Raw genomic sequence first — 24935 nt, 5'->3', positions numbered from 1 at the left:
CCGGAACTGGCGGCCCGGCATCACGCCCGGCCGAGAAGACGCTTGACGCGCTTGGTGTCGGCCTTCGAGACGTCCGTGGTGCCCTTCAGGCGACGGGTCCGGGTGGAGGGCTTGCCTTCGAGGAGGTGGCGACGGTTGGCCTTCTCGCGACGCAGCTTGCCGGAACCGGAAACCTTGATTCGCTTTGCGGTGCCCTTGTGGGTCTTCTGCTTCATGATGAGTTGATGTCCTTAAAAAGCTAGTGTGTTTACTTCTTGCCCTTGCGGAGCGGACCGATAACCATGGTCATGTTTCGGCCGTCCTGCTTCGGCTTGGTCTCGACGACACCGTACTCGGCGACGTCCTGTGCCAGTCGATCCAGCAGCCGGTAACCGAGCTCCGGCCGGGACTGCTCACGGCCACGGAACATGATGGTCACCTTGACCTTGGAACCCTTTTCAAGGAACCGGACCACATTACTCTTCTTCGTCTCGTAATCGTGGTCATCGATCTTGGGACGAAGCTTCTGCTCCTTGACAACAGTCTGCTGCTGGTTCTTCCGGGACTCACGCGCCTTTTGCGCGGTCTCGTACTTGAACTTGCCGTAGTCCATGATCTTGCAGACCGGGGGTTTAGCAGTGGGCGCGACCTCGACTAAGTCTAGATCCGCCTCGTACGCGAGCTTGCGGGCGTCCTCAATGCGGACGATGCCCACCTGCTCACCACCGGGTCCGACAAGCCGGACCTCAGGGACTCGAATTCGCTCATTTATGCGAGCTTCAGCGCTGATGTGTACTCCTAGGGTTGCAGTGAATAATGCGTGATACCGCACCGCAACCTGGACATCCCGACAACCCGGAAAACAACGAAAACCCGTTGCCCACCTCGAGGGGGACAACGGGAGATCCGGGTGCGTGACCGATGGACGATGCAGCATCCTGCGGATCAACACGACGTGACAGAAGTACGCGGACAATCCGCCGAATGGATCAGACCAACGGCTCTACGCAACGACCACTGTCCAACCCGACGGCAAGGCCGGGCGGCGTATGGTGGGAGGGATCTCCACTTTGCGGCCCTGTGTACTTTTCCATGTCTCTGTTTATTTCCGTACATTCTCGGTGATCTCCGCTACCCGTTATCCGGGTGTTGGTTCGAACTGAGTTTACGGAACAGAAACGTGTCAAGCCCACACTGGGCGGTAGTGAGAGAAACTGTATCACGTGCGCCGGGCCACTTCAAACCGGGCCGGAAGGAGAACAGGACCACCGGCGGTGATTCCCCACACCATTGTGGTCGCCGATCACGGGGCGACATAAACGACAGCGTTGTCGCCGCCCCGGCAGACCCAGGCGCCAGCGCCCTTCGGTGAACACGTCATCCGGTAACTCCGACCGGTCACCGGCGATACCGCTGTGATGGTCCGAGACGAGTTACCGCCTTGGCCTGCTATCTGGCCTCCGACGTTCATCGCGAAGCCGCAACTGGTGACGTCTGTTCCGGCATAAACGACGAAGCCTCCCGAAGTACCGCAGTTGCTGGCTTCGTCGGGAACTGAGAAGACGGGCTTCTTCTTCGTCGTGGATGCCTTCGTCGACTCCGTCGTCGTTTTCTCACCGGTCTTTGGTTCCGATGACGTCGATTTCTCAGACGTGGTGGTCGCCGCCGATTCCTCAGTGGGGCCATCAGTCACCGTCACGACGGTGGTTTCAACCACGGCAGGAGTTTCGGGCTGCTGGGTCTCCCGGGAGTCCCCGGTTCTCCCCCATCCCAGTACGGTGAACCCGAGTAGGACGACGGATAGTGCTGCGATGATGACGACCACTAGGAAACCGATGACGATTCCGGTCATGCCCCGCCGCCGTGGACCCGTAGTCGTCGTGTACGGCGGCGCCCCAACCTGCTGGGAGGCACGCGCTCCCGCAGCCTCGGGACCGACGGGCGCCATGGATTGAGTGGGGGTCGGATCCGTTCCGGCAGCCCCCCAGCCAACTCCGGCCCCGTGCGCGAACACGTCGCTCTCCGGCGGAACGTCCGCCCGGTCGTTCCGGCGATCGGGGATACCGTCCGGATCGGGATTTCCCCGGCCCCTGGAACCGCTGGGGTCGTTCGATTCGGTCACGGGTACACCTCATTCATAGTCTGTGCCACTCGCCTGCCCCGGTGGGATACACCGGAGTGGGCCGGTCTGGGAACCAAATCTCGCTGGCCCCCCACCGAGGATAGTGCGACCACGTGACTACCCACCATCACAGGCCCTTTGGTCCGCACCGTCCGCTACCTTTTCAGTTGATGGATCGTCCCGGTTTCTCCGTGCTCTTCCCCGGGTGGCGGTGTTGTTTTTCAAGGGTCACAAATTTGATAGTTGTGCGTAGAATCTGAATTATGTCAGCTGCCCAGAACTCCCGTAAACACCTCGAGGAAGCCCTTCACAGCCTCGATGCTCTCGAAAAGGCTGTTTCCGACGCTCGCCTGAAGGTCAACCGAGCACTGGAGAGCGACGCTGTCGCCGATGCTGCAAAAATCCCCGCTCCGGGGTTGACGGATACCCCGGATCCCACTGCCTCAGAAAGCGATCAGCACGTCGACGGACCGCCGACGCCGAACACTGGACGGGCAACCGATCCGGAAGGCCGCCCCGGGGCAGTCAATCAGCTGCCTCCCCGATCCCAGACCCCACCTTCCGGGCCAACAGAACGGACGCCGGAATCCCAGTATCCACCGACACAGCCACCACACCAGCAGGGTTCCCAACCGTCGCCCCCGGGGCCCCGGGCCCACGGCGCACAACCGTGGCCCCCAGGACCACCACGGCCACAAGACCCACCGCGACCACCCTTCGGAACACCACCACAACCCCGTAGTACGCAACCGTGGCCCCCAGGACCACCACGGCCACAAGGACCACATCAGTTCCCCGGAAACCCACACCGACAGTCGGAACCCCGACCAGCGCCCGACGGAACGTTTAACGGTCCTTCGGTGCCAAGCTCCGAACCGGAATCCCGCGTACCCTGGTGGCGGTCGGAGACTGCCGTCATCCGATTCCTGGCCATCGGTGGCGCATTGATCACACTCGCCGGTGTAGCACTGTTGGTCGTTCTCGCTGTCCAGAACGGTTTCCTCGGACCGGTCGGCAGAGTAGTCCTGGCATATGCTCTGGCAACCGTGTTTGCGGTGGGGACCGTCGTCGTTCACAACCGGTTCGACAAACGGGCGGCCGACACTACGACGGTCGTCAACGCGTTTTTGATAACAGCGCTTCTTACCGCGATGACCACAACATGGTTCGTGGTATTCCACTACAGCTGGTGGCCGAGTTGGGCTGGATCGACACTCTGCATGGTGTTCCTCGCAGTCGCCTTCTATGCCCTCCGTCAGTGGCGAATGAAGACCACAGGGATCATGCTCGGGATCTTCGGCGCCGTGTTCACAATCCTCTGGCACGCGAAGCTGATGTACCTCGCACTCGGGGATCTTGACACGTCCATGCTGAGTTGGGCCTGGCCCGCAACGCTACCCGCGTTGCTGCTGCTCATCTCGACTATCGGACGCGGCTACCAGGATTCACGGCAAACCGCGGCGTACCTGTTGATCGCAAGTAGCACCACCGGTCGATTCCTGTTCAGCGGGAGTGTCTTGGTATCGGATATCAACTTCGCTCTGACAGCACTCACAGCCGTGCTCTTCATAGTTGTGGTCATCGTCGACCGTGTTCCTACGTCGGCTAAATCGGAGAAGCTGGCCGCTGTCTGGGCCCCAGTTGCGGCGCTGTTCATCTCATCGTTGCATCCGAGTCCGATTCTGGGCATCAGCGACCACAGAGTCCCCATCCACCAGTGGATTCTCCTCATCGTCCTCATTGCGGTTGTCATCACCGGATATGTCATCACGAGAAGGACATACCCGGATGATGTTCTCTCCCCCGCGGCTTTCGTCGCACCGGCACTAGTCTCGGTCGGTGCGACGGCCATACCGCTGAGCTTCTTCCTGATCGATTTCGGGTCGTCCGTCTCGAGAGCGTCTGGGGCATGGTCAGGTGTCCTGACCTACGACAGGTCCGTGTTTCTGGCGCTCACCCTCGTAGCAGTTGTCGCTCTTCCCAGGTTGCGGGCCGGTGACGCGCCCTGGATCACGTGGATAGGGTCTGCGCTCGTGCTCACGAGCGTCACAAGCAGCGCTGTGTTCAGCCGCGACGTTGAGTTCCTCCTCCGCCCGGAACGGATGGTCGAGGGCCTGTTCCTCATCATCATCGTCACTACGGCACTGTTGACCCGCGCCAGTTTCGATGAGATGCCGCCATGGGGCCGCGTTCTGATCGCATTATCGGGACTGCATCTGTCTGCGGTGGGCGTGGTGTCGGTGACCACGTACATCGGGAAGATGATGAATCAGGTTGATCTCGGATTCTTCGCCGGACACGCGGCGGTGTCGATCTTGTGGATCGGCCTCGCAGCCTACGTTCTACTCGGGAACAACGACCTCAGCGCACAGACGTCTCTGAGTTCCGGAACTCTCCTCGCCGTCGCCGGGGTCGTGAAGCTCGTCTTCGTCGATCTCAGCACCATCGGCGGGATGATGCGGGTTGTCGCTTTCCTGGTCTCCGGGATGGCGCTCCTGGTGATCGCTGCTCTCCGCGCCAAACGCGATCAGTCGACCGAAAAATCTACGGAGGACGGGGCGTTGTCTCCCGCCCCTGTGCCCGGGGATCACTCACCGGAATCAAAGGAATCCGCGCCCGAGCCTGCTGCGGATGCGCGCAGCGGTGAGTGAGTGAGCGTGCCCCATGGGGCGAGTGATTAGGTGAGCAATGGGCGGAGGAACTGCCCGGTGTAGGAGGTGTCAATCTGCGCGACGTCTTCCGGGGTTCCCTCGGCGATGACGCGCCCACCACCGGCGCCCCCCTCCGGTCCCATGTCGACGATCCAGTCAGCTGCCTTGATCACGTCGAGGTTGTGCTCGATGATGAGCACGCTGTTGCCCTTCTCGACGAGTCCCTGGATGACGAGCATGAGTTTCCGGATGTCCTCGAAGTGCAGGCCGGTGGTCGGCTCGTCGAGGATGTAGATCGTCCGACCATTGGAGCGCTTCTGCAATTCACTGGCGAGCTTCACCCGCTGCGCCTCGCCACCGGAGAGCGTCGTCGCGGACTGCCCGAGGCGCACGTATCCGAGGCCGACGTCAACCAACGTGTTCAGGTACCGGTGGATCGAGGTGATCGGCTGGAAGAACTCCGCGGCCTCACTAATCGGCATGTCGAGCACCTCGGCGATTGACTTGCCCTTGTACTTGACCTCGAGGGTCTCGCGGTTGTACCGCGCCCCCTCACACACCTCACACGGAACGTACACGTCCGGCAGGAAGTTCATCTCGATCTTCAACGTCCCGTCACCACGACAGGCCTCACAGCGTCCCCCCTTGACGTTGAAGGAGAACCGGCCGGGTTTGTATCCGCGGACCTTCGCCTCATTGGTTTCAGCGAACAGGGTGCGGATCTTGTCAAACACCCCGGTGTAGGTCGCGGGGTTCGAACGGGGCGTGCGGCCAATCGGTGACTGATCTACCTGCACGAGTTTATCCAGGTGCTCGATCCCGTCCACCCGCCTGGCCTTCCCGGGAACCTGGCGGGCCTTATTCAACCGGTTCGCCAGAACCTTGGCGAGAATCTGGTTGATCAGGGTGGACTTGCCCGAACCCGACACTCCGGTGATACAGCACAGTACGCCGAGCGGCAGATTCACGTCGACGTTGTCGAGGTTGTTCTCCCGTGCGCCGACGACGGTGAGCATCCGGTCCCGGTCTATCGGCCGGCGTTCGTCCGGAACCCCGAGGACCCGTTCACCGGAAAGGTACTGCCCGGTGAGGGATTCGGGACAGTTCCGGATACCGTCGGGTTCACCCTGATAGACGATCTCTCCACCGTATTCCCCGGCACGGGGACCGATGTCGACAAGCCAGTCCGCCGCGTTGATAGTGTCCTCGTCGTGTTCGACGACGATAAGGGTGTTGCCGATGTCCCGGAGGTGTTCGAGAGTGGTGATCAGCCGCTGATTGTCACGTTGGTGCAGGCCGATCGACGGTTCATCGAGAACGTAGAGGACTCCAGCTAGACCGGAACCGATCTGAGTGGCCAGCCGGATCCGCTGAGCCTCCCCCCCAGAGAGAGTGCCTGCGGCGCGGTTGAGGGAGAGATAGTTCAGTCCTACATCGAGGAGGAACTTCAGTCGTGCCTGGATCTCTCGCAGCACGGCGCCCGCGATCATCTGCTCACGCTTTCCGAGGGTGAGTGTGTCGAGGAACTCAGCCGCGTCGGCGACCGACAGCTGGGTAAGACCCGCAATAGACTGTTCTCCATGACTCTCCGAGGCCAACCTCACCGCGAGGATCTCGGGCTTGAGCCTCGTTCCGGAGCACGTCGGGCACGGAACCTCCCGCATATACGACAAGATCCGATCCTTCTGACTGTCAGAATCAGTCTGGTCCAGCTTGCGCTGGAGATACGGGAGAACGCCCTCGAAGGGGGCGGTGAAGTTACGAATTCGGCCATATCGGTTCTTGTACCGGACACTTACCGTGTGCTTGCTGCCGTGCAGGACAGCCCTGCGCTGTGCCGCAGTCAGCTCACTAAACGGGGTGTTCTCGCTGAAGTCCATCGCCTGCGCAAGACCGGTGAGCAGTTTCCCGAAGTACTTGGTGTTGAATCCGGTGCTCCACGGCTGAATCGCCTCGATCAATGGCGCATCGGGGTCCGGTATGACGAGGTCGATGTCGACCTCAAGTTTCGTGCCCAGGCCGTCGCAGGCAGGACAGGCACCGTACGGGGAATTGAAGGAGAAGCTGCGAGGTTCGAGCTCATCCACGCCGAGCGGATGCCCGTTCGGACACGCCATCTTCTCGGAGAACCGACGGGTCCGGTTCTCATCTTCCGCATCCAGCCCGACGAAGTCGAGGATGACGACCCCGTCGGCGAGACCGAGAGCGGTCTCCACCGAATCGGTGAGGCGTTGTTTCTGGCTGGACTTCACTTGCAGGCGGTCGACAACGACCTCGATGTCGTGCTTCACCTGCTTCTCGAGCTTCGGCGGATCCGAGAGCTGGTGCACCTCACCGTCGACGCGGACACGTGAGTACCCCTGCGCCGCAAGGTCAGCGAACAGGTCGACGAACTCGCCCTTGCGGGTCCGGACCACTGGTGCGAGAACCTGGAACTTCAGTCCCTGCTCCATGTCGAGGACCTGGTCGACGATCTGTTGCGGGGTCTGGCGCTCGATGACGGCGTCGCACTCGGGGCAGTGGGCCGTTCCAGCCCGGGCGTAGAGCAATCGAAGGTAGTCGTAGACCTCGGTGATCGTGCCAACGGTGGAACGGGGGTTCCGGTTCGTCGATTTCTGATCGATGGACACGGCCGGGGACAGGCCTTCGATGAAGTCCACGTCGGGTTTGTCCATCTGACCGAGGAACTGCCTCGCGTAGCTGGAGAGCGACTCAACGTAGCGCCGCTGCCCCTCAGCGAAGATGGTGTCGAAGGCCAGGGAGGATTTCCCGGAGCCCGACAACCCGGTGAACACGACCATGGTGTCCCGGGGAAGGTCGATGTCGACCCCTTTGAGATTATGCTCGCGCGCTCCGCGCACGATGAGCCGATCAGCCACTGGCTTCGGTACCTTCCGTTGGACATGTCGAGGGAAAACAGTATCGAACATATCAACGACTGGATTGATTGGCTACTCTGGTCAGCATGTCCCACGAAGTCACCCTGCGCTCTCTGTCCGTGTCCGAGATGGACAACAACTGTTACTTTCTCTTCGCCGGCGACCGAGCTCTGCTCATCGACGCGGCAGATGACGCCGACCGGCTGATCGGGTTCGCCGCCGACCACGGGGCGACCATCACCGGAGTCGTGACCACCCACCGTCACTGGGATCATGTCCGGGCGCTGCCCGAGGTCCTCAAACGAACCGGGGCCACGCACTACTCCTCGTCACTCGACGCCCCGGCGCTGCCCTCCGATGTCGACGTCGAGCTCGAGCATGGGGGAACACTCGAGTGGGAGGACATTACCTTCCCAGTCGTGGTCCTCCGGGGACACACCCCCGGTGGGCTCTGCGTGGAGGCCACCATCGACGACACGACGCACCTGTTCGTCGGCGACAGTCTCTTCCCCGGTGGCGTCGGAAAGACGAACGGCGACGGCGACTTTCGGAGGCTCCTCTGCGATGTCTCCACCCGTGTCTTCGACGTCTACCCAGACAACACCGTGATCCATCCGGGGCACGGCAAGGGCACGACGGTGGGTGAAGAGCGACCGAAGCTGCAGGAGTGGAGCGAACGCGGCTGGTGAAGGCGAGGGCTTTTATGTGCACCTGTCTGCGGGAAACCGGTAGGATTGTCGAGCAGTCGCACGTCGCCCCCACTTACCTGGTCCTTTCGGACCCGGGACACGGCGTGCCGGACCCGGTACTCAACCAAGGAGCCTAGTAACCCATGATCCGCAAGCTCGCCCGACCGATGCTCGCTTCCGTGTACATCGCGGACGGCGTCGACACCCTCGCCAACACCGAGGCACACGTGGAAGGCACCGAGTCGGTCATCGACCGGCTGCGTACCGTTCTGCCGCGACAGTACGCCGCGTTCGTGCCCACCGATCCGGAGCTCGTCGCCCGGGGCCTCGGGGCCACCAAGGTCGGCGCAGGTAGCATGCTGGCGCTCGGCAAGTTCCCGCGCTTGTCTGCCCTGATCCTCGCGATCACCTCCATCCCGACGATCCTCGCCCGGCACGCATTCTGGAACGCGGACGACAGCCAGGAGAAGAGTGCCCGCCGTTCCGGATTCCTCACCTCTATCGCGCTTCTCGGTGGCCTGTTCATCACCACCGCTGATACCCAGGGCAAGCCCGGGATCGCCTGGCGGACGAAGCACGCCGCGAAGGTGACCAACAAGAAGGTCCAGAAGGCACTGCCGACGAAGTCCGAGACCGAGAAGTTCGCGGAGAGCGCCTCCGAGCAGGCTTCCGCACTCGCCGAGTCCACGCGGGGCTTCTTCGGCGACGCCAGTGAGAAGGCCTCCGGGTACCTCGAGGCGGCGCAGGAGTACTTCGAGGACAACAAGGATGACTGGCTGAAGGCCGCTGAGTCCAACGCCCAGACCGCCAGGAAGCGCGCCGTCAAACTTGCCAGCCAGGCGCAGGACCGTGCCGACGAAGCTCGGAAGAACGCCTCCAAGAACGCCGCAAAGTACCAGAAGCAGGCTGACAAGGCCGCAAAGAAAGCGAAGAAGAAGTGGGGTAAGAAACTGGACATCTGATCCGGTCCCCGTACCCGACGCCCCGCCCACCGGACCACGGTCGGCGGGGCGTCGCGTGTCATCTCCTGGGAAACCGGGATGGACCCACCGACTCCGCGTCACTAGAGTTGTCCCCTACCGTTCTTTCACCGGCCTTGTTCATCCAACGCCCCGAGCGAATCTCCGCAACGGGATCTCGAGCGTCTCTCCAGGAGTTGCAATCGTGCAGAACCGCCCCTTCTCCCCAACCCGGACAGACAGCGGGGAGCCGGAGATCGCCGCCGAGCAGGAGTACACCGACATGCTCTTCGCCCGGCTCGATGCGGAAGTGGCACAGTCCAATGAACGGCTGCGGGAGGTGATGAAGCGGGTCGACGCGGCGAATCCCGATGCCGAGGCCCTCGTTCAACGCGAGACCGAGTACCACGCGCTCAACGCCCGCCTGGATCGGCTGAATCTCGCTCAGCTCGGTCTGGTGTTCGGCCGGATCGATGTCGAGGATCCGGAAGCCGAGAATCCGGTGCCCGGAGCACCGGGGCTGGACCGCCGCTACATCGGAAGAATGGGGCTCGACGCACGGGAAGAGGGCTATCGCACCCTGTTGCTCGATTGGCGCGCTCCCATGGCACGCCCGTTCTATCTGGCGACGACCGCGCAACCCGAGGGGGTGACGGTCCGTCGCCACATCAGAACCAGCGGCAGGACCGTCACCGGCGTCGACGACGAACGACTCTCGCTCTCCCCCACGGACGGTCCCGGGACAGGGGACCGGAGCGGGGTCGGCAGTGAATCCGCCCTGCTCCCGGTCCTGACCGCGCCACGAACCGGCCATATGGTCGACATCGTCGAAACCATCCAGCGGGAGCAGGACGAGATCATCCGAGATCGGACCCGCGGCGTGATGGTCGTGGAGGGCGGCCCGGGTACCGGGAAGACCGCTGTTGCGCTCCACCGGGTGGCGTGGCTGCTCTACACCTGGCGGGAACAGCTCGCGGCCACGGGTGTCCTCATCATCGGGCCGAACCGCACCTTCCTCGACTACATATCGCGGGTCCTTCCCGAATTGGGCGAGACCGGGGTTGTGCTCTCCACCATCGGTGAGCTGTACCCGGGGGTGACCCCGACGGCCACGGATTCGCTGCTCACCCGGGAGATCAAGGGTTCGGAGGAGATGACGGTCATCCTCGCCGAGGCGGTCAAGGCCCATCAGACGCTCCCCGAGACGCCTGTCGTGCTGAAGGTTGAGGGAATTGAACTCACCCTCACTCCGGCGATGGTGAAGAAATCCCGGACTCGGGCCCGTAGGTCCCGCCGGCCCCACAATCTCGCGCAACCGGTGTTCCGGGATCATCTCATCGCGCAGCTGGCGGACCAGCTGGCGGAGAGAATCGGCACGGATCCGCTCGGGGGAAGCAACCTCCTGGATGGCGGCGACGTAGCCCAGCTGCACGAAGACCTCGAGGATGAGAGGTCCGTCGTCGACGCCGTGGACACCTTCTGGCCCCTGCTCGAACCCGAAGCGGTATTGGAGGGGTTGCTCACGGACGAGTCCGCGATCGCCGTCGCGGCAGCGGGATACGATGACGAGACCCGGCGGGCGCTGCTCCGCGCTCCGGGTTCCCCCTGGACGACGTCGGACGCGGCGCTTCTCGACGAACTCGCGGAACGGCTCGGGATACCCGATCCAGAGGCCTCCCGTGAAACCGCCGTCAGGAAATGGCGGGAACAGGTCGAGGACGCCCAGGAAGCCCTCGACATCCTCAGTTCCTCGGCATCCTCGGACCTCGATGACGGCTTCGAAGCGGAGATCCTTTCCGCCCATGACGTGATCGATGCAGAGACCCTCGCCGAGCGGCAGCGGATCCGGGACACACGGACGACAGCGGAGCGTGCCCGTATGGACCACATGTGGGCCTACGGGCACGTCATCGTCGATGAGGCACAAGAGTTGTCCCCAATGGAGTGGCGGATGGTCATGCGCAGGTGTCCATCCCGCTGGATGACCCTCGTCGGCGACACCGCCCAAACCGGTTCGCCGGCCGGTGTGGACTCCTGGGCGGACACGCTCTCCCCGTACGTCCACAGCCGGTTCCACCGGCATGAGTTGACAGTCAACTACCGGACGCCCCGGGACATCGCGGACATCGCAAACAGCCTGCTCCCGATGATCGCGCCCAACCACACACCGGCGACCGCAATCCGGGACACAGGGTGGGGCGTCCGTTTCCTTGAGAAGGGCACCGAACCGGGGGACGTCGCCGCGGAACTCACCGCACGAGATCCGGAACGCACGACCGTCATCGTCGCACCGGACGACGGTCAGATTCGGGGCAGTGTCACCGTGGACGGGATCAAGGGACTCGAATTCGACCACGTCATCATCGTCGATCCGACCCGCATCGTGGAGCAGTCACCCCAGGGGTGGCAGGATCTCTATGTCGCGTATACCCGAGCCACACAGTCTCTGACCGTGATCGGGCAGCCACCCCACGACAGCGACCCCGCCGCCATGGAATGACCGCCCGATGGGTGGTTGTTCCCCGCCCCGCCGTCAGTTGACGGTGTGCACGATCATGACGTCGCACTGGGACTGACGGGCGACGTCAGCAGGGACGGACCCCAGCAGGCGACCGGTCAGTGAGTTGATCCCGCGGTTTCCGACGACGAGCAGGTCCGCGTCATTCTCGTTGACGATGGCCATCAGCGCCTCCACCGGGGTTCCTGGCTTGATGGCGGTCTCCACCTTCGTACACCCGATCTTCCGGGCCGCGTCCGCGGCAGTGTCGAGGTTTCGTTGTGCCGGATCGTCGCCGAGAACGGTGACGGAATCCTTGCGCAGTGTCTTCGACGCCTGTTCCTCGGACTCGTAGTACGCGCAACCGACAATCAGAGTGGCGTCGAAGGCAGCGGCTATAGCGGCGGCCCGCTCGACCGCCAGCATCGACGACTTGGAGCCGTCGGTACCGACGACGATCTTGGTGTAGTCACTCATGGTGAACCTTCCGGTGGGGTAGCAGTGGGTCATACTCTGGTCGACCGTTCCGCGGCACGCCGCAGCCCGACCGAAACGGAGGTCTTTCTTCCAGTCCATTGTAGGCACAAGAACGCGGGCCCCGTGGGCGGCCCCGCATCCACTGACCTGAACCGTCAGATTCCGGCCTCCTTCATGCCCCTGAGTTCCTTCTTCAAATCCGCGATCTCATCACGGAGCCGTCCGGCGAGCTCGAACTTCAGCTCGCGGGCGGCGTCCGACATCTGCGCGGTCAGATCATCGATGAGAGTCTGCACCTCCTGCCGCGGCATCGACGAGACGTCGGGCCGGTCCACGAGTGCGGCGTCTCCGGTCGCCGAAGCACGCCGCTCCCCGTCGTCACCGGCGTTCTCGTACACCTGGTCCAGGATGTCGGCGATTTTTTTGCGTAACGGCTGCGGATCCACGCCGTGTGCCTCGTTGTACGCGATCTGCTTCTCTCGGCGGCGTTCCGTCTCGTCGATGGCACGCCGCATGGATTCGGTGACGCTGTCGGCGTACATGTGAACCTCACCCGCGACGTTGCGGGCTGCGCGCCCGATGGTCTGAATCAGCGATGTCGTCGAGCGAAGGAAGCCCTGCTTGTCGGCATCGAGAATGGCGACAAGCGACACCTCGGGCAGATCGAGACCCTCGCGCAGGAGGTTGATGCCCACAAGAACGTCGTACTCCCCCAACCTCAGCTGGCGCAGCAGCTCGACGCGCTGCAGGGTGTCGATGTCACTGTGCAGGTACCGGACCCGGATGCCGTGTTCCAGGAGGTAGTCGGTGAGATCCTCCGCCATCCGTTTGGTCAGGGTAGTCACGAGCACACGTTCCTGCCTCGCGGTGCGTTGGTTGACCTCGTCGATGAGATCATCGATCTGCCCCTTCGTCGGTTTTACGACGATCTTAGGGTCGACCAGACCAGTCGGGCGGATCACCTGCTCGACGAACTCACCGCCAGAAGCCGTTAGCTCGTAGGCGCCGGGCGTGGCGGACATGTAAACGCACTGACCTTTCCGGGCGTCGAACTCCTCCCAGGTCAGAGGCCGATTGTCCAAGGCACTGGGCAGCCGGAACCCGAAGTCGACCAGGTTGCGTTTCCGGGACATATCGCCCTCGAACATACCTCCGATCTGCGGGACCGTGACATGCGACTCGTCGATGATGGTGAGGAAATCCTCCGGGAAATAGTCAATCAAGGTCGCTGGTGCGGATCCCGCAGCACGTCCGTCTATGTGCCTCGAATAGTTCTCGATGCCGGAGCAGAAACCAACCTGCTCGATCATCTCGAGATCGTATTCGGTGCGCATCCGCAGCCGCTGCGCCTCCAACAGCTTGCCGCGGTTCTCCAGATCGGCGAGCCGGTCGGCGAGCTCGGCTTTGATCGCGGCAACCGCCTTTTCCATGCGTTCGGGGCCCGCGACGTAGTGCGTGGCCGGGAAAATCCGGAGTTCCTCCACGTTCCGGACCACATCGCCCGTCAGCGGGTGGATGTAGTACAGCGAATCAATTTCATCGCCGAAGAACTCGACCCGCACGGCGAGCTCCTCGTAAGCGGGGATAATGTCGACCGTGTCCCCCTTCACCCGGAAGGTACCCCGGGTGAAGGCGACGTCGTTACGCGCGTACTGGATGTCCACCAACAACCGCAGGAACCGGTCCCGGTCGATCTCATCGCCCACCGTGAGAACCACCGACCGGTCGAGGTAGCTCTGCGGGGTGCCCAGGCCGTAGATGCACGACACCGAGCTCACCACGACGACGTCACGGCGGGACAGCAACGCCGATGTCGCGGAGTGGCGGAGACGCTCGACGTCCTCGTTGATGGACGAGTCCTTCTCGATGTAGGTGTCCGTCTGCGCAATATACGCCTCGGGTTGGTAGTAGTCGTAGTAACTGACGAAGTACTCGACCGCGTTGTTCGGCAGCAGGTGCCGCAGCTCATTGGCCAGCTGGGCCGCCAGCGTCTTGTTCGGAGCCATCACGAGGGTCGGGCGCTGCACCTGTTCGATCAGCCACGCCGCGGTCGCAGATTTACCGGTGCCCGTGGCTCCCAGAAGAACCACGTCCCGCTCCCCCTTCTCCAAACGGTCCTTCAGGGCGGCGATCGCGGCGGGCTGATCGCCCGCGGGTTCGTAGTCGGAGATCACCTCGAAGGTGGCGGCGGTGCGCTCGATCTCACCGACAGGCCGGTGCTCGGAATGGGAGAGTACGGGTTGTTCAGCAGCAAAAGCCATGGCCACGAGTCTACCCATCTATCCAGCACCAGGATTTCCCCGCTGAGGTACCTGGCCCGGGGACGTAATTCGCCCACCGTACTTTCAACGACTACCGTGTAAGCATGAGTGAAGCACCAGCCAACCGACGTCGCCGCCGATACTTCGCCTCACTGGCCATCGTCACGGTAGGCGGCCCATTCCTGCTCGTCACCGCCCCGCAGGCCGATGCAGCGGGCGGCCCGTGCGTGAACAATCACCGGCAACAACCGTTGCCCGAGCGAACCGGGGGCCTCCTCGGCTCGATCGGTTTCGGATCATCGGGAACCACGGCAACCGCCCCCACGGAGGACACCGGGGATAAACCACCGTGGATGAAGGGACGCCCCGGTCAGTTGCCGATCATCAAGGGGCACACCGAGGCACTGCACCTGGTGACCGGCCCCGGAGCGCCGAAGCGAACGGATCACGCCTTCGGTATCGCAGGTACCGATCTCGGGGTCGCGATGCAGGACGCCGACGGGCGGCTCATCCTGGTATTCGGCGACACGATGGCCTGCGACAGTTCGTCGGACAACTGGCGCAGCAACACGATCGTCCGCACGGGGGATCTCGACTACTCCGACGGTCTGGAGATCACCGAAGCCCTGACCCGCCGCGGCTGGTCGGACAGGGGCCGCGCCATCGAGTTCATCCCTTCCCTCAAGGATCCGGGGTACGAGCATACGACCATCCCGACCGCGGCGATCACCGTCAACGGTATCCACTACGTGGACTACATGTCGGTCCGTTCCTGGGGTGCTCCCGGGGAATGGGAGACGAACTACGCGGCCACGGTCAGTTCCCCCGACGGTGTGACCTGGACCCTCGAGAGAGATTCGATCCGCACGAACAAGCGCTCTTCATCGTTGACCCGGGTCCAGAATCTTCCCCGGTATAGGGACGGTGGAGAGCAACTGCAGATGTCCTCGTTCATCGAGCACGACGGCTTCATCTACAGGTTCAGTACACCATCGGGTCGGGACGGCGCAGCGGTGCTCGGTCGGGTGCCGGTGGCCGATTTCCCCGATGAGAAGTCCTTCACCTTCTTCGACGGCGAGGGCTGGTTCTCCCCCGGCGACCGCAAGCCGGGTACCGACGGTGATCCCGAGTGGTACAGCCTCAAGGAAGCGGTCGCGGTCCTCGACCGCCCGGTGTCGGAGCTTTCCGTCGCGTGGAACGAGCATCTCGGCAGGTTCATCGCGCTCTACACCACCAGTAACGGCATGGTGCTCCGGACGGCTGAGAATCTCACCGGTCCGTGGGGCACGGAACGCATGGTGGTCGACACCGGTACCGTAGGCGATCTCTACGGTGGTTTCATCCTCCCGGGTGACACCGGACGCGACCTGTACTTCGTCGCGACAACGTGGAGCAACTACAATGTCCTGTTGATGCGCACCGATCTCGATGAGCTCCTCGGACTGGGTGGTGGGGAACGCACCTACCGCGGGGACCGGATCGCGCGCACCGATCCGAGACCCGCAGCAGGGCCCGGCTACGATCCTTCCGATGACGACGGTCTTGAGGTCGTCGGAGTGGTCGACTACCGCGATCAATGACCAGGGCGTCGTCGTTCCGCTTCGATGAGCGGTGCGACGATGCTCTTCACCTGAAGTTCGAGCGCGGTCAGTGGGCCGTTGTTGTCGATGATGATGTCGGCTCCGCTCCGCCGTTCCTCATCGCCGATCTGTGCAGCCATCCGACGCCGGGCGTCCGCTGCGTCTATACCGCGGTGTTCCTTGAGCCGCCGGACCCGCTCCTCGCTGTCGACGTCGACGACGATGACGGTGTCGAATTTGTCCGCTTGACCAGTCTCAAAGAGTAACGGCATGTCGTAGACGCCGGCCACGGCGCCGTTCCGTTCCGCAGTGTCGAGACGCTGGCTGGCTTCCCTGATGATCCTGGGGTGCATGATCGCGTTGAGCCGTTCCGTGGCGGTGTCATCGCTGAATGCCCGTTCGGCCAGGAGTTTCCGGTCAAGGGTTCCATCCGCCTGGAGGATGTCGGATCCGAACTCCCTGGCCAGCTCTTCGAGGGCCGGTTGGCCGGGTTCGACGATGTCGCGGGCGATCGCGTCGGCGTCGATGACGGTCACACCATCAAGGTCCGCGAGGGCAGCGGCGACCGTTGATTTGCCGCTGCCGATTCCGCCGGTTAATCCGATTCTCAACATATTCCTAAGTCTATCGGTGTCACACCATCTACTCGTAGCCGGCCTATGGAAACCACCCTGAGCCACACCTCAGATATCGGAGAGCCCCCTCACGCCCGCGAACGGGTGTGAGGGGGCTCTCCGAAGTGCGGGGCCGACCGGGTCTCGCCGATCAGCTGCCGCTACTTGGCGGTCACGGTGATGATCGTCGTGGTTGAATCCACGGAATCAGCGGTGTGGCCTTCCACGGAAGCGAACTTCCGGTGGTTCTGAACAACGACCGGGGTGATGATCGGCTTGTCTGCGGCGGCGATGACCTCCGGATCGAAGGTGATCAGCGGATCACCGGCGCGGACACGCTGCTTCTTCTCGACGTGCGAGGTGAAGCCCTTGCCCTCGAGCTCGACGGTGTCGAGTCCGACGTGGACGAGCAGTTCGATGCCGTTGTCGAGACGGATTCCGACAGCATGCGGGAACAGCGCCAGGATCTGTCCGTCGCCCGGTGCCGTCACAGTGGTCGAGCTCGGCATGATGGCGACGCCCTTACCGACGTTGCCGCCGGAGAACATCGGGTCGGGAACCTCGCTCAGCGGGACAACGCGGCCAGCCAGAGGAGCGGTGATGGTGGTAACCGCACCGGGGCGGAGAGCGGTCTTCTCCGTGGTGGCGGGGGCGGGAGCCTCAGCAACCGCGACGGAGCCCGCAGCGCCCGAAGCGGCGGCGGTACCCGTGGCGGCGGCATCCTCGATATCGGCCTCCGCAGCGAGGTTGCGCTCGTATTCAGCGGACGCCTCGCGTGCGCTGATCTTCTCATCCTCGGAGCGGTAGTCGAAGAGGACAACCAGGAAGAAGGAGGTGAAGAATGCGACCGCGATGCCGACGACGTAGAGGCCGACCGAGTTGAAGGCCGGGATGGTCAGCAGCGAGGTGAACACGAAGGCGTTCGCGGTGACGGCGTCGACCGAGGGGATGATCATGGGTACGAGACCCATGACGAGACCACCGGCGAAACAGCCCGGGAGCAGGCGGAGGTAAGACTTCTTGAACCGGAGCATCACGCCGTAAAGCGAGGGCTCGGAGATACCACCGAGCAGACCTGCCATCATGCCACCCAGGGAGACCTGACGCATCTGGCGGTCACGCTCCCGCATGGCGACGAACATAACACCGGTGACGGTGCCGAAGCAGGCGAAGTTCCAGGCACCCATGGGGCCCTGGATGATGTCGTAGCCCAAGGTCGCGATGTTCTGGATCATGATGGCGTTCAGCGGCCAGTGCAGACCCAGCGGCACGAGGAAGGGGTACAGCATCGGGATGATGATGGCGAGGATCAGCGGCGAGAACTCATTGACGGAGTTCAGCAGGTTCGAGATGCCGTTGCCGATGCCGATACCGAAGGGGCCGAAGACGAAGGCCGTCGCCGGGATCATGATCAACAGCGAGAAGAACGGCACAAAGACCATGTGTACGGCGGCGGGGATGATCTTCTTCAGACCCTTCTCGACCCAGAACAGGCCGATGGCCGCGATCAACGGCGGGAACACCTGACCCGAGTAGCCGTTCAGGACCATCGGCAGACCGAACACGGTAACCGTGTCCCCGGCCTCGCCCAAACCGATGAAGGACGGCGTGAGGAGAGCACAGGGGATCGCCGCGCCCACCCACTCATTCGCGCCGAGCTTCCGTGCTGCACACGCGCCGACCATGACGGGCAGGAAGTAGAACACCGACTGCCACATCGCGTGCATGAAGATGAAGGTGGAATCCGTGGGCTCACGGAAATCCTGGATACCGAAGGTATCGAAGAGCACCAGGAGGGTGATGATCAGCGACGCACCGAGCAGGGCCCAGAGGACCGGTCGGAAGGTGTCAGAGAGGAACTCGAAGCAGTAGTCGACCCAGGAGTACTTACCTCGGACGCCGTCGTACTGCTTCTTACCGTTGGAGGCCTTGGCACTCTCTCCCATACCCGGTTGGGTGATCAGAGCCTGGTAGTAATCGGCGACTCCACCGCCCATGACGACCTGCAGGCCGGTCGTTCCCTGTGGAACGACACCGAGAACGTCGGGATTGGAATCCAGGCCTTCCTGATCAGCCTTGGACTGATCGTGCAGCTGGAAACGCAGCCGGGTCGCGCAGTGGGTCAGGTTGGCGACGTTCTCAGCGCCGCCCACCTTCTCCAGGATGAACTGTGATGTCGTCATCGTTGTAGACGCCATGTACGAACCTTTCTTACGTCACCACCGCACGGTGCGCGGGGTGAATCCTCATCCGGTTCAGGCTTATTCCTGACCGGCTCAACCGCGGCCATGCAACCGGTCATCTCGATAGAGCGCACATCACGTGACGCGCATCTTCATCTGGGAATAACCTGGGAGGCGGCGATGTGTTTGCACAGGATTACCCGTGTGGTGCAACAGTGATCGAGGCCATACATGCCCGAGTTTGCGGTGAGTCCCCACAATCATATGTACATTACCGTGGGTACTCCAACTTCCAACTGTCCGAACAGGTCGATTACCCGCCCGTTTGCCACCTATTTAAGTGGCATTTCGCCCGCTACGGATATAAAAACACGGAACGGACAAAACATTTGTAAGCTATCTCACAGCTTAGCGTAAGACCGACCCGAAACACCAACGGGTTCGTTAACTTCTGTGAAATTCTCAGCAAGGACACTGTACAAAACTATGGGGAGCCAGCGGCAAAACCGGGTCGAACGCACCCGCGGCGACGCACACCAACCCTGGGGCGAAACCGGAACCGCACCGGGCTGCAAACATCCAGACAATCCGCATCCTCCTGAGCATCTGAATCGACCGAGGGCCCCACATCGGTCAGGATGTGGGGCCCTCGGTCGAAGCTGTCCCTCCGGCTCGGGAACCGGAGACACCGGGCCTCCTCGGATCGCGGACCCACCAAAAACGAGTCCGCTACGGAGACGATCTAGTTTCCGGCGAGCTTCTCGCGCAGAGCGGCGAGCTGCTCATCGGAAGCCAGCGAGCCACCAGTGGTCTCCGCGTCGCCCGCAGCGGCAGCCGCCGGGGCCTCAGAGGACTCGGAGGAGTAGTTGGTGGCGCCGGCGACGGCGGCCTCCTCGGCGGCGGCACGGTGACGCTCGATCTGAGCGGTGTGCAGCTGGAAGCGACGCTCGGACTCCGCATAGCGGGCCTCCCACGCCTGACGCTGCTCGTCGAAGCCCTCAAGCCACTCGTTCGTCTCCGGGTCGAAGCCCTCGGGGAAGATGTAGTTGCCCTGCTCGTCGTAGGAATCGGCCATGCCGTACTTCGACGGGTCGAACTCCTCGGTGTAGTCCTCATCAGCCTGCTTCAGAGACAGGGAGATACGACGACGCTCGAGGTCGATGTCGATGACCTTGACCATGGCCTCTTCACCGACGGTAACGACCTGGTCCGGGACCTCAACGTGGCGCTCAGCCAGCTCGGAGATGTGGACGAGACCCTCGATGCCCTCTTCGACACGAACGAACGCGCCGAAGGGAACGAGCTTGGTGACCTTGCCCGGAACAATCTGGCCGACCGCGTGGGTGCGGGCGAAGACGCGCCACGGATCCTCCATGGTGGCCTTCAGAGACAGGGAGACACGCTCACGGTCCAGGTCAACGTCGAGAACCTCGACGGTGACCTCGTCGCCGACGGTGACAACCTCGGACGGGTGATCGATGTGCTTCCACGAAAGCTCGGAGACGTGGACGAGTCCGTCGACGCCGCCGAGGTCGACGAAGGCACCGAAGTTGACGATCGAGGAGACGACGCCCTTGCGGACCTGGCCCTTCTGCAGCTGGTGCAGGAACTCGGAGCGGACCTCGGACTGGGTCTGCTCGAGCCATGCACGGCGGGACAGCACGACGTTGTTGCGGTGCTTGTCCAGCTCGATGATCTTGGCCTCGATCTCCTGGCCGATGTACGGATCTAGGTCACGGACGCGACGCATCTCGACGAGGGAAGCGGGCAGGAAACCACGGAGGCCGATGTCCAGGATGAGACCGCCCTTGACGACCTCGATGACGGTACCGGTGACGGGCTCGTCCTTCTCCTTGAGGGCCTCGATGGCACCCCACGCACGCTCGTACTGCGCGCGCTTCTTGGACAGGATCAGGCGGCCTTCCTTGTCCTCCTTGGTGAGAACGAGTGCGTCGATTTCGTCGCCGACAGCGACGACCTCACCCGGGTCGACATCGTGCTTGATGGACAGCTCACGGGAGGGGATGACACCTTCCGTCTTGTAACCGATGTCGAGCAGAACCTCGTCGCGATCGACCTTGACGACGGTACCTTCGACGATGTCACCATCGTTGAAGTACTTGATGGTTGCGTCGACTGCAGCGAGGAAGTCCTCAGCGGAGCCGATGTCGTTGACGGCAACCTGAGGGGCGTTGTTGGTGGGCATATGTTTGAGTGCTCCGAAATGGATAGGAATCGAAAGTGGACAGGGAATGTGTGCCGTCCTTATCTCCCCTGCATGACCTGCGAAGACTAAGCTACAGAGGCATTCAGCCGCGGCGCCACGGGAGAGAAGTCGGAGTTGAGGCTCCGGAGGGACCCGTAACGGCGTTTTCCCGATGCCGCCCTCCTATTGTGAGCAGCATCTTGTCGCCTTTACAGACACACGAGACCAACAATAACCGGGATTCGGTGTTCGGGCAACCGGACCGCCTACCATGGCGGGATGAACGATTTTGGCCCGCAGCCCTCGCCCCTCCCTGACATCCGGTATGTGAGCACCGATCCCCTCGACTCCGCACTCGTCACCGACGAGGAGTCCGCCGCGGCGAATCGCGCGTGGTGGGACTCCGACGCCGCCGCCTATCACCGGGAGCACGCGACGTACCTGGGTACGGATTCCCCTGTCGGCGAGTTCCACTGGTGCCCAGAGATGCTGCACGAGCGGGACGTCCGGCTCCTCGGTGACGTCCGTTCCGCCAATGTGCTAGAGATCGGGTGCGGATCCGCCCCGTGTGCCCGATGGCTGGCCGCGGATGGCGTCGGATTCATCACCGCCTTCGATCTCTCCCGGCGAATGCTCGACCGAGGACGCACCCGTGGAGACAGTGACCACGGTGTCGCACTGGTCCAGGCAGATGCGATGAACCTCCCGTACAAGGACGCATCCTTCGACGTGGCCTTCAGCGCCTTCGGCGCCATCCCGTTCGTCTCCGACAGCGCCGGACTCATGCGGGAGGTCGCCCGCGTTCTCGTCCCCGGTGGTCGGTTCGTGTTCGCCGTCAACCATCCGATGCGGTGGATCTTCCCCGATGATCCCGGCGAGGACGGGCTGACCGCCTACATCAGCTATTTTGACCGGTCTGGGTACGTTGAACGTGACCCGGATACCCGAGAAGTGACGTACGCGGAACAGCACCGGACGATCGGCGACCGGATCCGGGAACTGGTCGGTGCCGGCTTCATTCTGGACGATCTGATCGAACCGGAGTGGCCCGACGACCTCGCCGAGAACTGGGGACAGTGGTCGCCGCTGCGGGGGAGACTCTTCCCCGGTACCGCTATCTTCGTCGCACATCTCCGGGGATAGCGATCCACAGGGTCAGTGGGCCGCGGCGTCCCAGTTCTCCCCGTATCCAGCCGAGACCTCCAGCGGCACATCAAGGGTGATCGCTCCATCCATCTCACGCTCCAGGATCCCACGTACCTGCTCCAGTTCTCCATCAGCGATCTCGACGACGAGTTCGTCGTGTACCTGGAGCAGAACACGGCTGTGGACACCGACGGCGCGGAGGGCGGCGTCGACCCGCAACATCGCCACCTTGATGATGTCCGCGGCGGTCCCCTGGATCGGGGCGTTGAGCGCGGCACGTTCCGCGTTCTCCCGCGCCACCCGGTTCGTCGAGGACAGTTCGGGCAGATAGCGCCGACGACCGAAAAGCGTGGCCGTGTAGCCGTCCTGGCGGGCGGTGTCAACGACGGTGTCGAGGTACCGTTTCACCCCGCCGAAACGCTCGAAGTAGTTGCCCATGATGTGCTTCGCCTCGCCCGCCGAGATGTCCAGCTGCTGGGAAAGTCCGAAGGCACTCAATCCGTAGACCAGCCCATAGGACATCGCCTTGACGCGGCGCCGGAGCTCCGGGGTGACCTGGTCGACCGGCACGTCGAACACCCGGGAGCCGACGAAATTGTGCAGGTCCTCGCCGTCTCGATACGCCTGGATCAGCCCGGCATCTCCCGAGAGATGGGCCATCACGCGCATCTCGATCTGGGAGTAGTCGGCGGTGAGCAACGTGCTGTAGCCGTCACCAACGACGAACGCGCCGCGGATCTGGCGGCCCGCCGGGGTACGCACCGGAATGTTCTGCAGGTTCGGATCCGTGGAGCTCAACCGCCCGGTGGAGGTCACCGTCTGGTTGAACGTCGTATGGATGCGACCGTCATCCGCGACGGCCTTGATCAGGCCGTCAAGGGTCGTTTTCATCTTCTGATACTCACGGTGGGCGAGCAGATGCTCGAGGAACGGGTGCGGGTGTTTGACCGCGAGCGACTCGATCTCCTTCGCCGCGGTCGAGTAGCCGGTCTTCGTCTTCTTCGTCTTCGGCATGCCGAGGGTGTCGAAGAGGACCACCTGCAGCTGCTTGGGGCTGGAGAGGTTCAGGGTGTCGTCCCCGGCGATCTCACGCGCCGCGGCCTCCTCCGCCTCGACCTTCGCGATGAACTCGTCCCGCTGCTGCTCCAGTTTGTCGGTGTCCACGGCGATCCCGGCGTGCTCCATCCGTGCGAGGACCGGAATCAACGGCAGTTCCAGCTCCCGGTAGAGTGCGAACGAGTCAATATCCTCAAGCGCCGCGGTGAGCGCCACGGCGAGGTCAGCGATAGCCTCGGCCTCAGCGATGAGACCGGTGTGGTTCTCGTGCACGTCCAGCAGGGAGAGCTGCCCGGAGCCGTTCCCGGCATCAGCACCATCGAGCTGACGCTGCAGGTGCCGCTGCAGGACGTCGCCGAGCCCGTAGGTCCGCTGACCGGGGCGCAGCAGGTAAGCGGCGATGGCGGTGTCATGCGCGATACCGGCCAGCTCCATGTTCCGACCCGCGAACATGTGCCACGCGCTCTTCGCCCCGTGCAGATACTTCGGCGATTCGGAGCTGACCCACTCGGCGAGCGCCTTCTCCTCCGCGGGCGACAGATCCGCGACCTCGACGACGAGTGCATGGCGCTCGGTGTCGACGAACGCCACCGCCTCGATGTCCCCGGCTCCGGGTGTCGCGGTTCCGGCGACGGCCACCGCGAGCCCGGCCCCGGGACGGGCGGAAAGCCAGTCATCCAGCGGTTGCACGTCGATACTCAACGCCGGACGATCCTCGACGGGAGTGTCATCGTCGGAACCGGTGCCGTCGTGCTCGACGGCACCGAGGATCCGCTCCCGGAGGTTCGTACCGAACTGCAGCTCATCAAACTTCTCCGCGAGTGCACCCACGCTCGCTGGGGTCAACTCGAGCTGATCCGGACCATAAGGCAAGTCCATGTCCTTGACCATCTCGGTCAGTTCCCGATTCATGCGCACCTGGTCGAGCCGTTCTCGGAAACTGTCCCCGGCCTTACCCTTGATCTCGTCGGCGTGCTCAAGCAGCTCATCCAGGCTGCCGTACTGCGTGATCCACTTGGTGGCGGTCTTCTCCCCCACCCCGGGAATGTTGGGCAGATTGTCGCTGGGGTCTCCACGGAGGGCCGCGAAATCCGGATATTGCTCCGGAGTCAGTCCATACTTCTCCTTCACCGCGGCGGGTGTGAACCGGTGCAGGTTCGACACGCCACGCATCGGGTAGAGGACCGTCGTCGTGTCATTGACCAGCTGGAAGGAATCACGGTCGCCGGTCACGATCGAGGTCTCGAAGCCGAGGGGCCGGGCCGCGACGGACAGGGTGGCGATGATGTCGTCGGCCTCGAAGTTCTCCTTCTCGATGGTGACGATGCCGAGGGTCTCCATGATTTCCTTGATCAGTCCCACCTGCCCCTTGAATTCCTCGGGGGTCGCGTCACGTTGTGCCTTGTAGTCGGGGAACTTCTCACTCCGGAATGTCTGTCGGCCGACATCGAACGCCACCGCGACGTGGGTCGGCTTCTCCTCTTTGAGGAGATTCGCCAGCATCGAGATGAATCCGTAGACGGCGTTGGTGTGCTGACCGCCGGTGGTGGAGAAGTTCTCGGCGGGCAAGGCGAAGAACGCGCGGAAAGCCATCGAGTGTCCGTCGATGAGCATCAATCGCTTAACGTCTTGGGGC

At 63.0% G+C, this 24935-nt stretch carries 16 protein-coding genes; 6 read left to right on the top strand and 10 right to left on the bottom strand.

Annotation, left to right across the window (positions count from 1 at the left end; translation table 11 throughout):
* Positions 1–20 precede the first annotated feature (20 nt).
* From rpmI to JDV76_RS05055, 3 genes are all read right to left on the bottom strand, one after another.
* On the bottom strand, positions 21–215 hold the full coding sequence (gene rpmI, locus JDV76_RS05065; RefSeq protein ID WP_198735771.1) for a 50S ribosomal protein L35: 195 nt from the start codon (positions 213–215) through the stop codon (positions 21–23).
* A gap of 32 nt (positions 216–247) precedes the next feature.
* Entirely contained in the window at positions 248–811 is a 564-nt protein-coding gene (gene infC / locus JDV76_RS05060; protein ID WP_198735770.1) for a translation initiation factor IF-3, read from the bottom strand.
* 471 nt (positions 812–1282) lie between these two features.
* Positions 1283–2101, bottom strand: coding sequence for a hypothetical protein (locus JDV76_RS05055; protein ID WP_198735769.1), 819 nt, complete (start codon positions 2099–2101; stop codon positions 1283–1285).
* An 860-nt stretch (positions 2102–2961) separates the two neighbouring features.
* Between JDV76_RS05055 and JDV76_RS05050 the strand changes: the two genes are divergently transcribed.
* Positions 2962–4752 (top strand): DUF2339 domain-containing protein, encoded by a 1791-nt coding sequence (locus JDV76_RS05050; RefSeq protein WP_198735768.1) that lies wholly within the window; start codon positions 2962–2964, stop codon positions 4750–4752.
* 26 nt (positions 4753–4778) lie between these two features.
* Here JDV76_RS05050 and uvrA read toward each other — a convergent pair whose 3' ends face one another.
* Positions 4779–7631 carry an excinuclease ABC subunit UvrA gene (gene uvrA / locus JDV76_RS05045; RefSeq protein WP_198735767.1) on the bottom strand — a complete coding sequence of 951 codons (2853 nt, stop codon included), beginning with the start codon at positions 7629–7631 and terminating at the stop codon, positions 4779–4781.
* 86 nt (positions 7632–7717) lie between these two features.
* Here uvrA and JDV76_RS05040 point away from each other — a divergent pair, with 86 nt between their 5' ends.
* The 3 genes from JDV76_RS05040 (at position 7718) to JDV76_RS05030 (ending at position 11779) form a co-directional block, all read left to right on the top strand.
* The gene (locus JDV76_RS05040; protein WP_198735766.1) at positions 7718–8320 is read left to right on the top strand and encodes an MBL fold metallo-hydrolase; all 603 of its coding nucleotides are present in this window, start codon (positions 7718–7720) and stop codon (positions 8318–8320) included.
* Positions 8321–8463: 143 nt separating this feature from the next.
* Complete coding sequence (locus tag JDV76_RS05035) at positions 8464–9282, top strand: DoxX family protein (RefSeq protein WP_198735765.1); 819 nt, start codon at positions 8464–8466, stop codon at positions 9280–9282.
* Between the two features lie 199 nt (positions 9283–9481).
* On the top strand, positions 9482–11779 hold the full coding sequence (locus JDV76_RS05030; protein ID WP_418884419.1) for a HelD family protein: 2298 nt from the start codon (positions 9482–9484) through the stop codon (positions 11777–11779).
* Positions 11780–11812: 33 nt separating this feature from the next.
* Here JDV76_RS05030 and JDV76_RS05025 read toward each other — a convergent pair whose 3' ends face one another.
* Both JDV76_RS05025 and uvrB read right to left on the bottom strand, forming a co-directional pair.
* Positions 11813–12253, bottom strand: coding sequence for a universal stress protein (locus tag JDV76_RS05025; RefSeq protein WP_198735764.1), 441 nt, complete (start codon positions 12251–12253; stop codon positions 11813–11815).
* A 155-nt stretch (positions 12254–12408) separates the two neighbouring features.
* Positions 12409–14514 (bottom strand): excinuclease ABC subunit UvrB, encoded by a 2106-nt coding sequence (uvrB, locus tag JDV76_RS05020; RefSeq protein ID WP_198735763.1) that lies wholly within the window; start codon positions 14512–14514, stop codon positions 12409–12411.
* A 104-nt stretch (positions 14515–14618) separates the two neighbouring features.
* Between uvrB and JDV76_RS05015 the strand changes: the two genes are divergently transcribed.
* Entirely contained in the window at positions 14619–16094 is a 1476-nt protein-coding gene (locus JDV76_RS05015) for a DUF4185 domain-containing protein (protein WP_232958832.1), read from the top strand.
* Here the strand turns inward: JDV76_RS05015 and coaE are convergent.
* From coaE to rpsA, 3 genes are all read right to left on the bottom strand, one after another.
* Positions 16088–16708: a dephospho-CoA kinase gene (coaE, locus tag JDV76_RS05010; RefSeq protein WP_198735762.1), complete on the bottom strand. Its 621-nt coding sequence runs from the start codon at positions 16706–16708 to the stop codon at positions 16088–16090. The genes JDV76_RS05015 and coaE overlap by 7 nt on opposite strands.
* A 161-nt stretch (positions 16709–16869) precedes the next feature.
* The gene (locus JDV76_RS05005; protein WP_198735761.1) at positions 16870–18906 is read right to left on the bottom strand and encodes a glucose PTS transporter subunit IIA; all 2037 of its coding nucleotides are present in this window, start codon (positions 18904–18906) and stop codon (positions 16870–16872) included.
* A gap of 727 nt (positions 18907–19633) precedes the next feature.
* Entirely contained in the window at positions 19634–21097 is a 1464-nt protein-coding gene (gene rpsA, locus JDV76_RS05000) for a 30S ribosomal protein S1 (protein ID WP_198735760.1), read from the bottom strand.
* A gap of 279 nt (positions 21098–21376) precedes the next feature.
* Between rpsA and JDV76_RS04995 the strand changes: the two genes are divergently transcribed.
* Positions 21377–22240 carry a class I SAM-dependent methyltransferase gene (locus tag JDV76_RS04995; protein WP_198735759.1) on the top strand — a complete coding sequence of 288 codons (864 nt, stop codon included), beginning with the start codon at positions 21377–21379 and terminating at the stop codon, positions 22238–22240.
* Between the two features lie 12 nt (positions 22241–22252).
* On the opposite strand, the gene polA is transcribed toward JDV76_RS04995, so the two are convergent.
* On the bottom strand, positions 22253–24913 hold the full coding sequence (polA, locus tag JDV76_RS04990) for a DNA polymerase I (protein WP_198735825.1): 2661 nt from the start codon (positions 24911–24913) through the stop codon (positions 22253–22255).
* Between the last annotated feature and the right edge of the window lie 22 nt (positions 24914–24935).

The sequence above is a fragment of the Corynebacterium marambiense genome (assembly GCF_016342275.1).
GTDB classification, from domain to species: domain Bacteria; phylum Actinomycetota; class Actinomycetes; order Mycobacteriales; family Mycobacteriaceae; genus Corynebacterium; species Corynebacterium marambiense.
This window is presented reverse-complemented; position numbering and strand designations above follow the sequence as displayed.

Excerpts from the sequence above, each read along its gene's own strand:
- JDV76_RS04995 (WP_198735759.1), top strand. The coding sequence starts at position 21,377 with ATGAACGATTTTGGCCCGCAGCCCTCGCCCCTCCCTGACATCCGGTAT.
- JDV76_RS05035 (WP_198735765.1), top strand. The coding sequence starts at position 8,464 with ATGATCCGCAAGCTCGCCCGACCGATGCTCGCTTCCGTGTACATCGCG.
- JDV76_RS05015 (WP_232958832.1), top strand. The coding sequence starts at position 14,619 with ATGAGTGAAGCACCAGCCAACCGACGTCGCCGCCGATACTTCGCCTCA.
- JDV76_RS05005 (WP_198735761.1), bottom strand. The coding sequence starts at position 18,906 with ATGGCGTCTACAACGATGACGACATCACAGTTCATCCTGGAGAAGGTG.
- polA (WP_198735825.1), bottom strand. The coding sequence starts at position 24,913 with ATGCTCATCGACGGACACTCGATGGCTTTCCGCGCGTTCTTCGCCTTG.
- JDV76_RS05025 (WP_198735764.1), bottom strand. The coding sequence starts at position 12,253 with ATGAGTGACTACACCAAGATCGTCGTCGGTACCGACGGCTCCAAGTCG.
- rpmI (WP_198735771.1), bottom strand. The coding sequence starts at position 215 with ATGAAGCAGAAGACCCACAAGGGCACCGCAAAGCGAATCAAGGTTTCC.
- rpsA (WP_198735760.1), bottom strand. The coding sequence starts at position 21,097 with ATGCCCACCAACAACGCCCCTCAGGTTGCCGTCAACGACATCGGCTCC.
- coaE (WP_198735762.1), bottom strand. The coding sequence starts at position 16,708 with ATGTTGAGAATCGGATTAACCGGCGGAATCGGCAGCGGCAAATCAACG.
- JDV76_RS05040 (WP_198735766.1), top strand. The coding sequence starts at position 7,718 with ATGTCCCACGAAGTCACCCTGCGCTCTCTGTCCGTGTCCGAGATGGAC.
- uvrB (WP_198735763.1), bottom strand. The coding sequence starts at position 14,514 with ATGGCTTTTGCTGCTGAACAACCCGTACTCTCCCATTCCGAGCACCGG.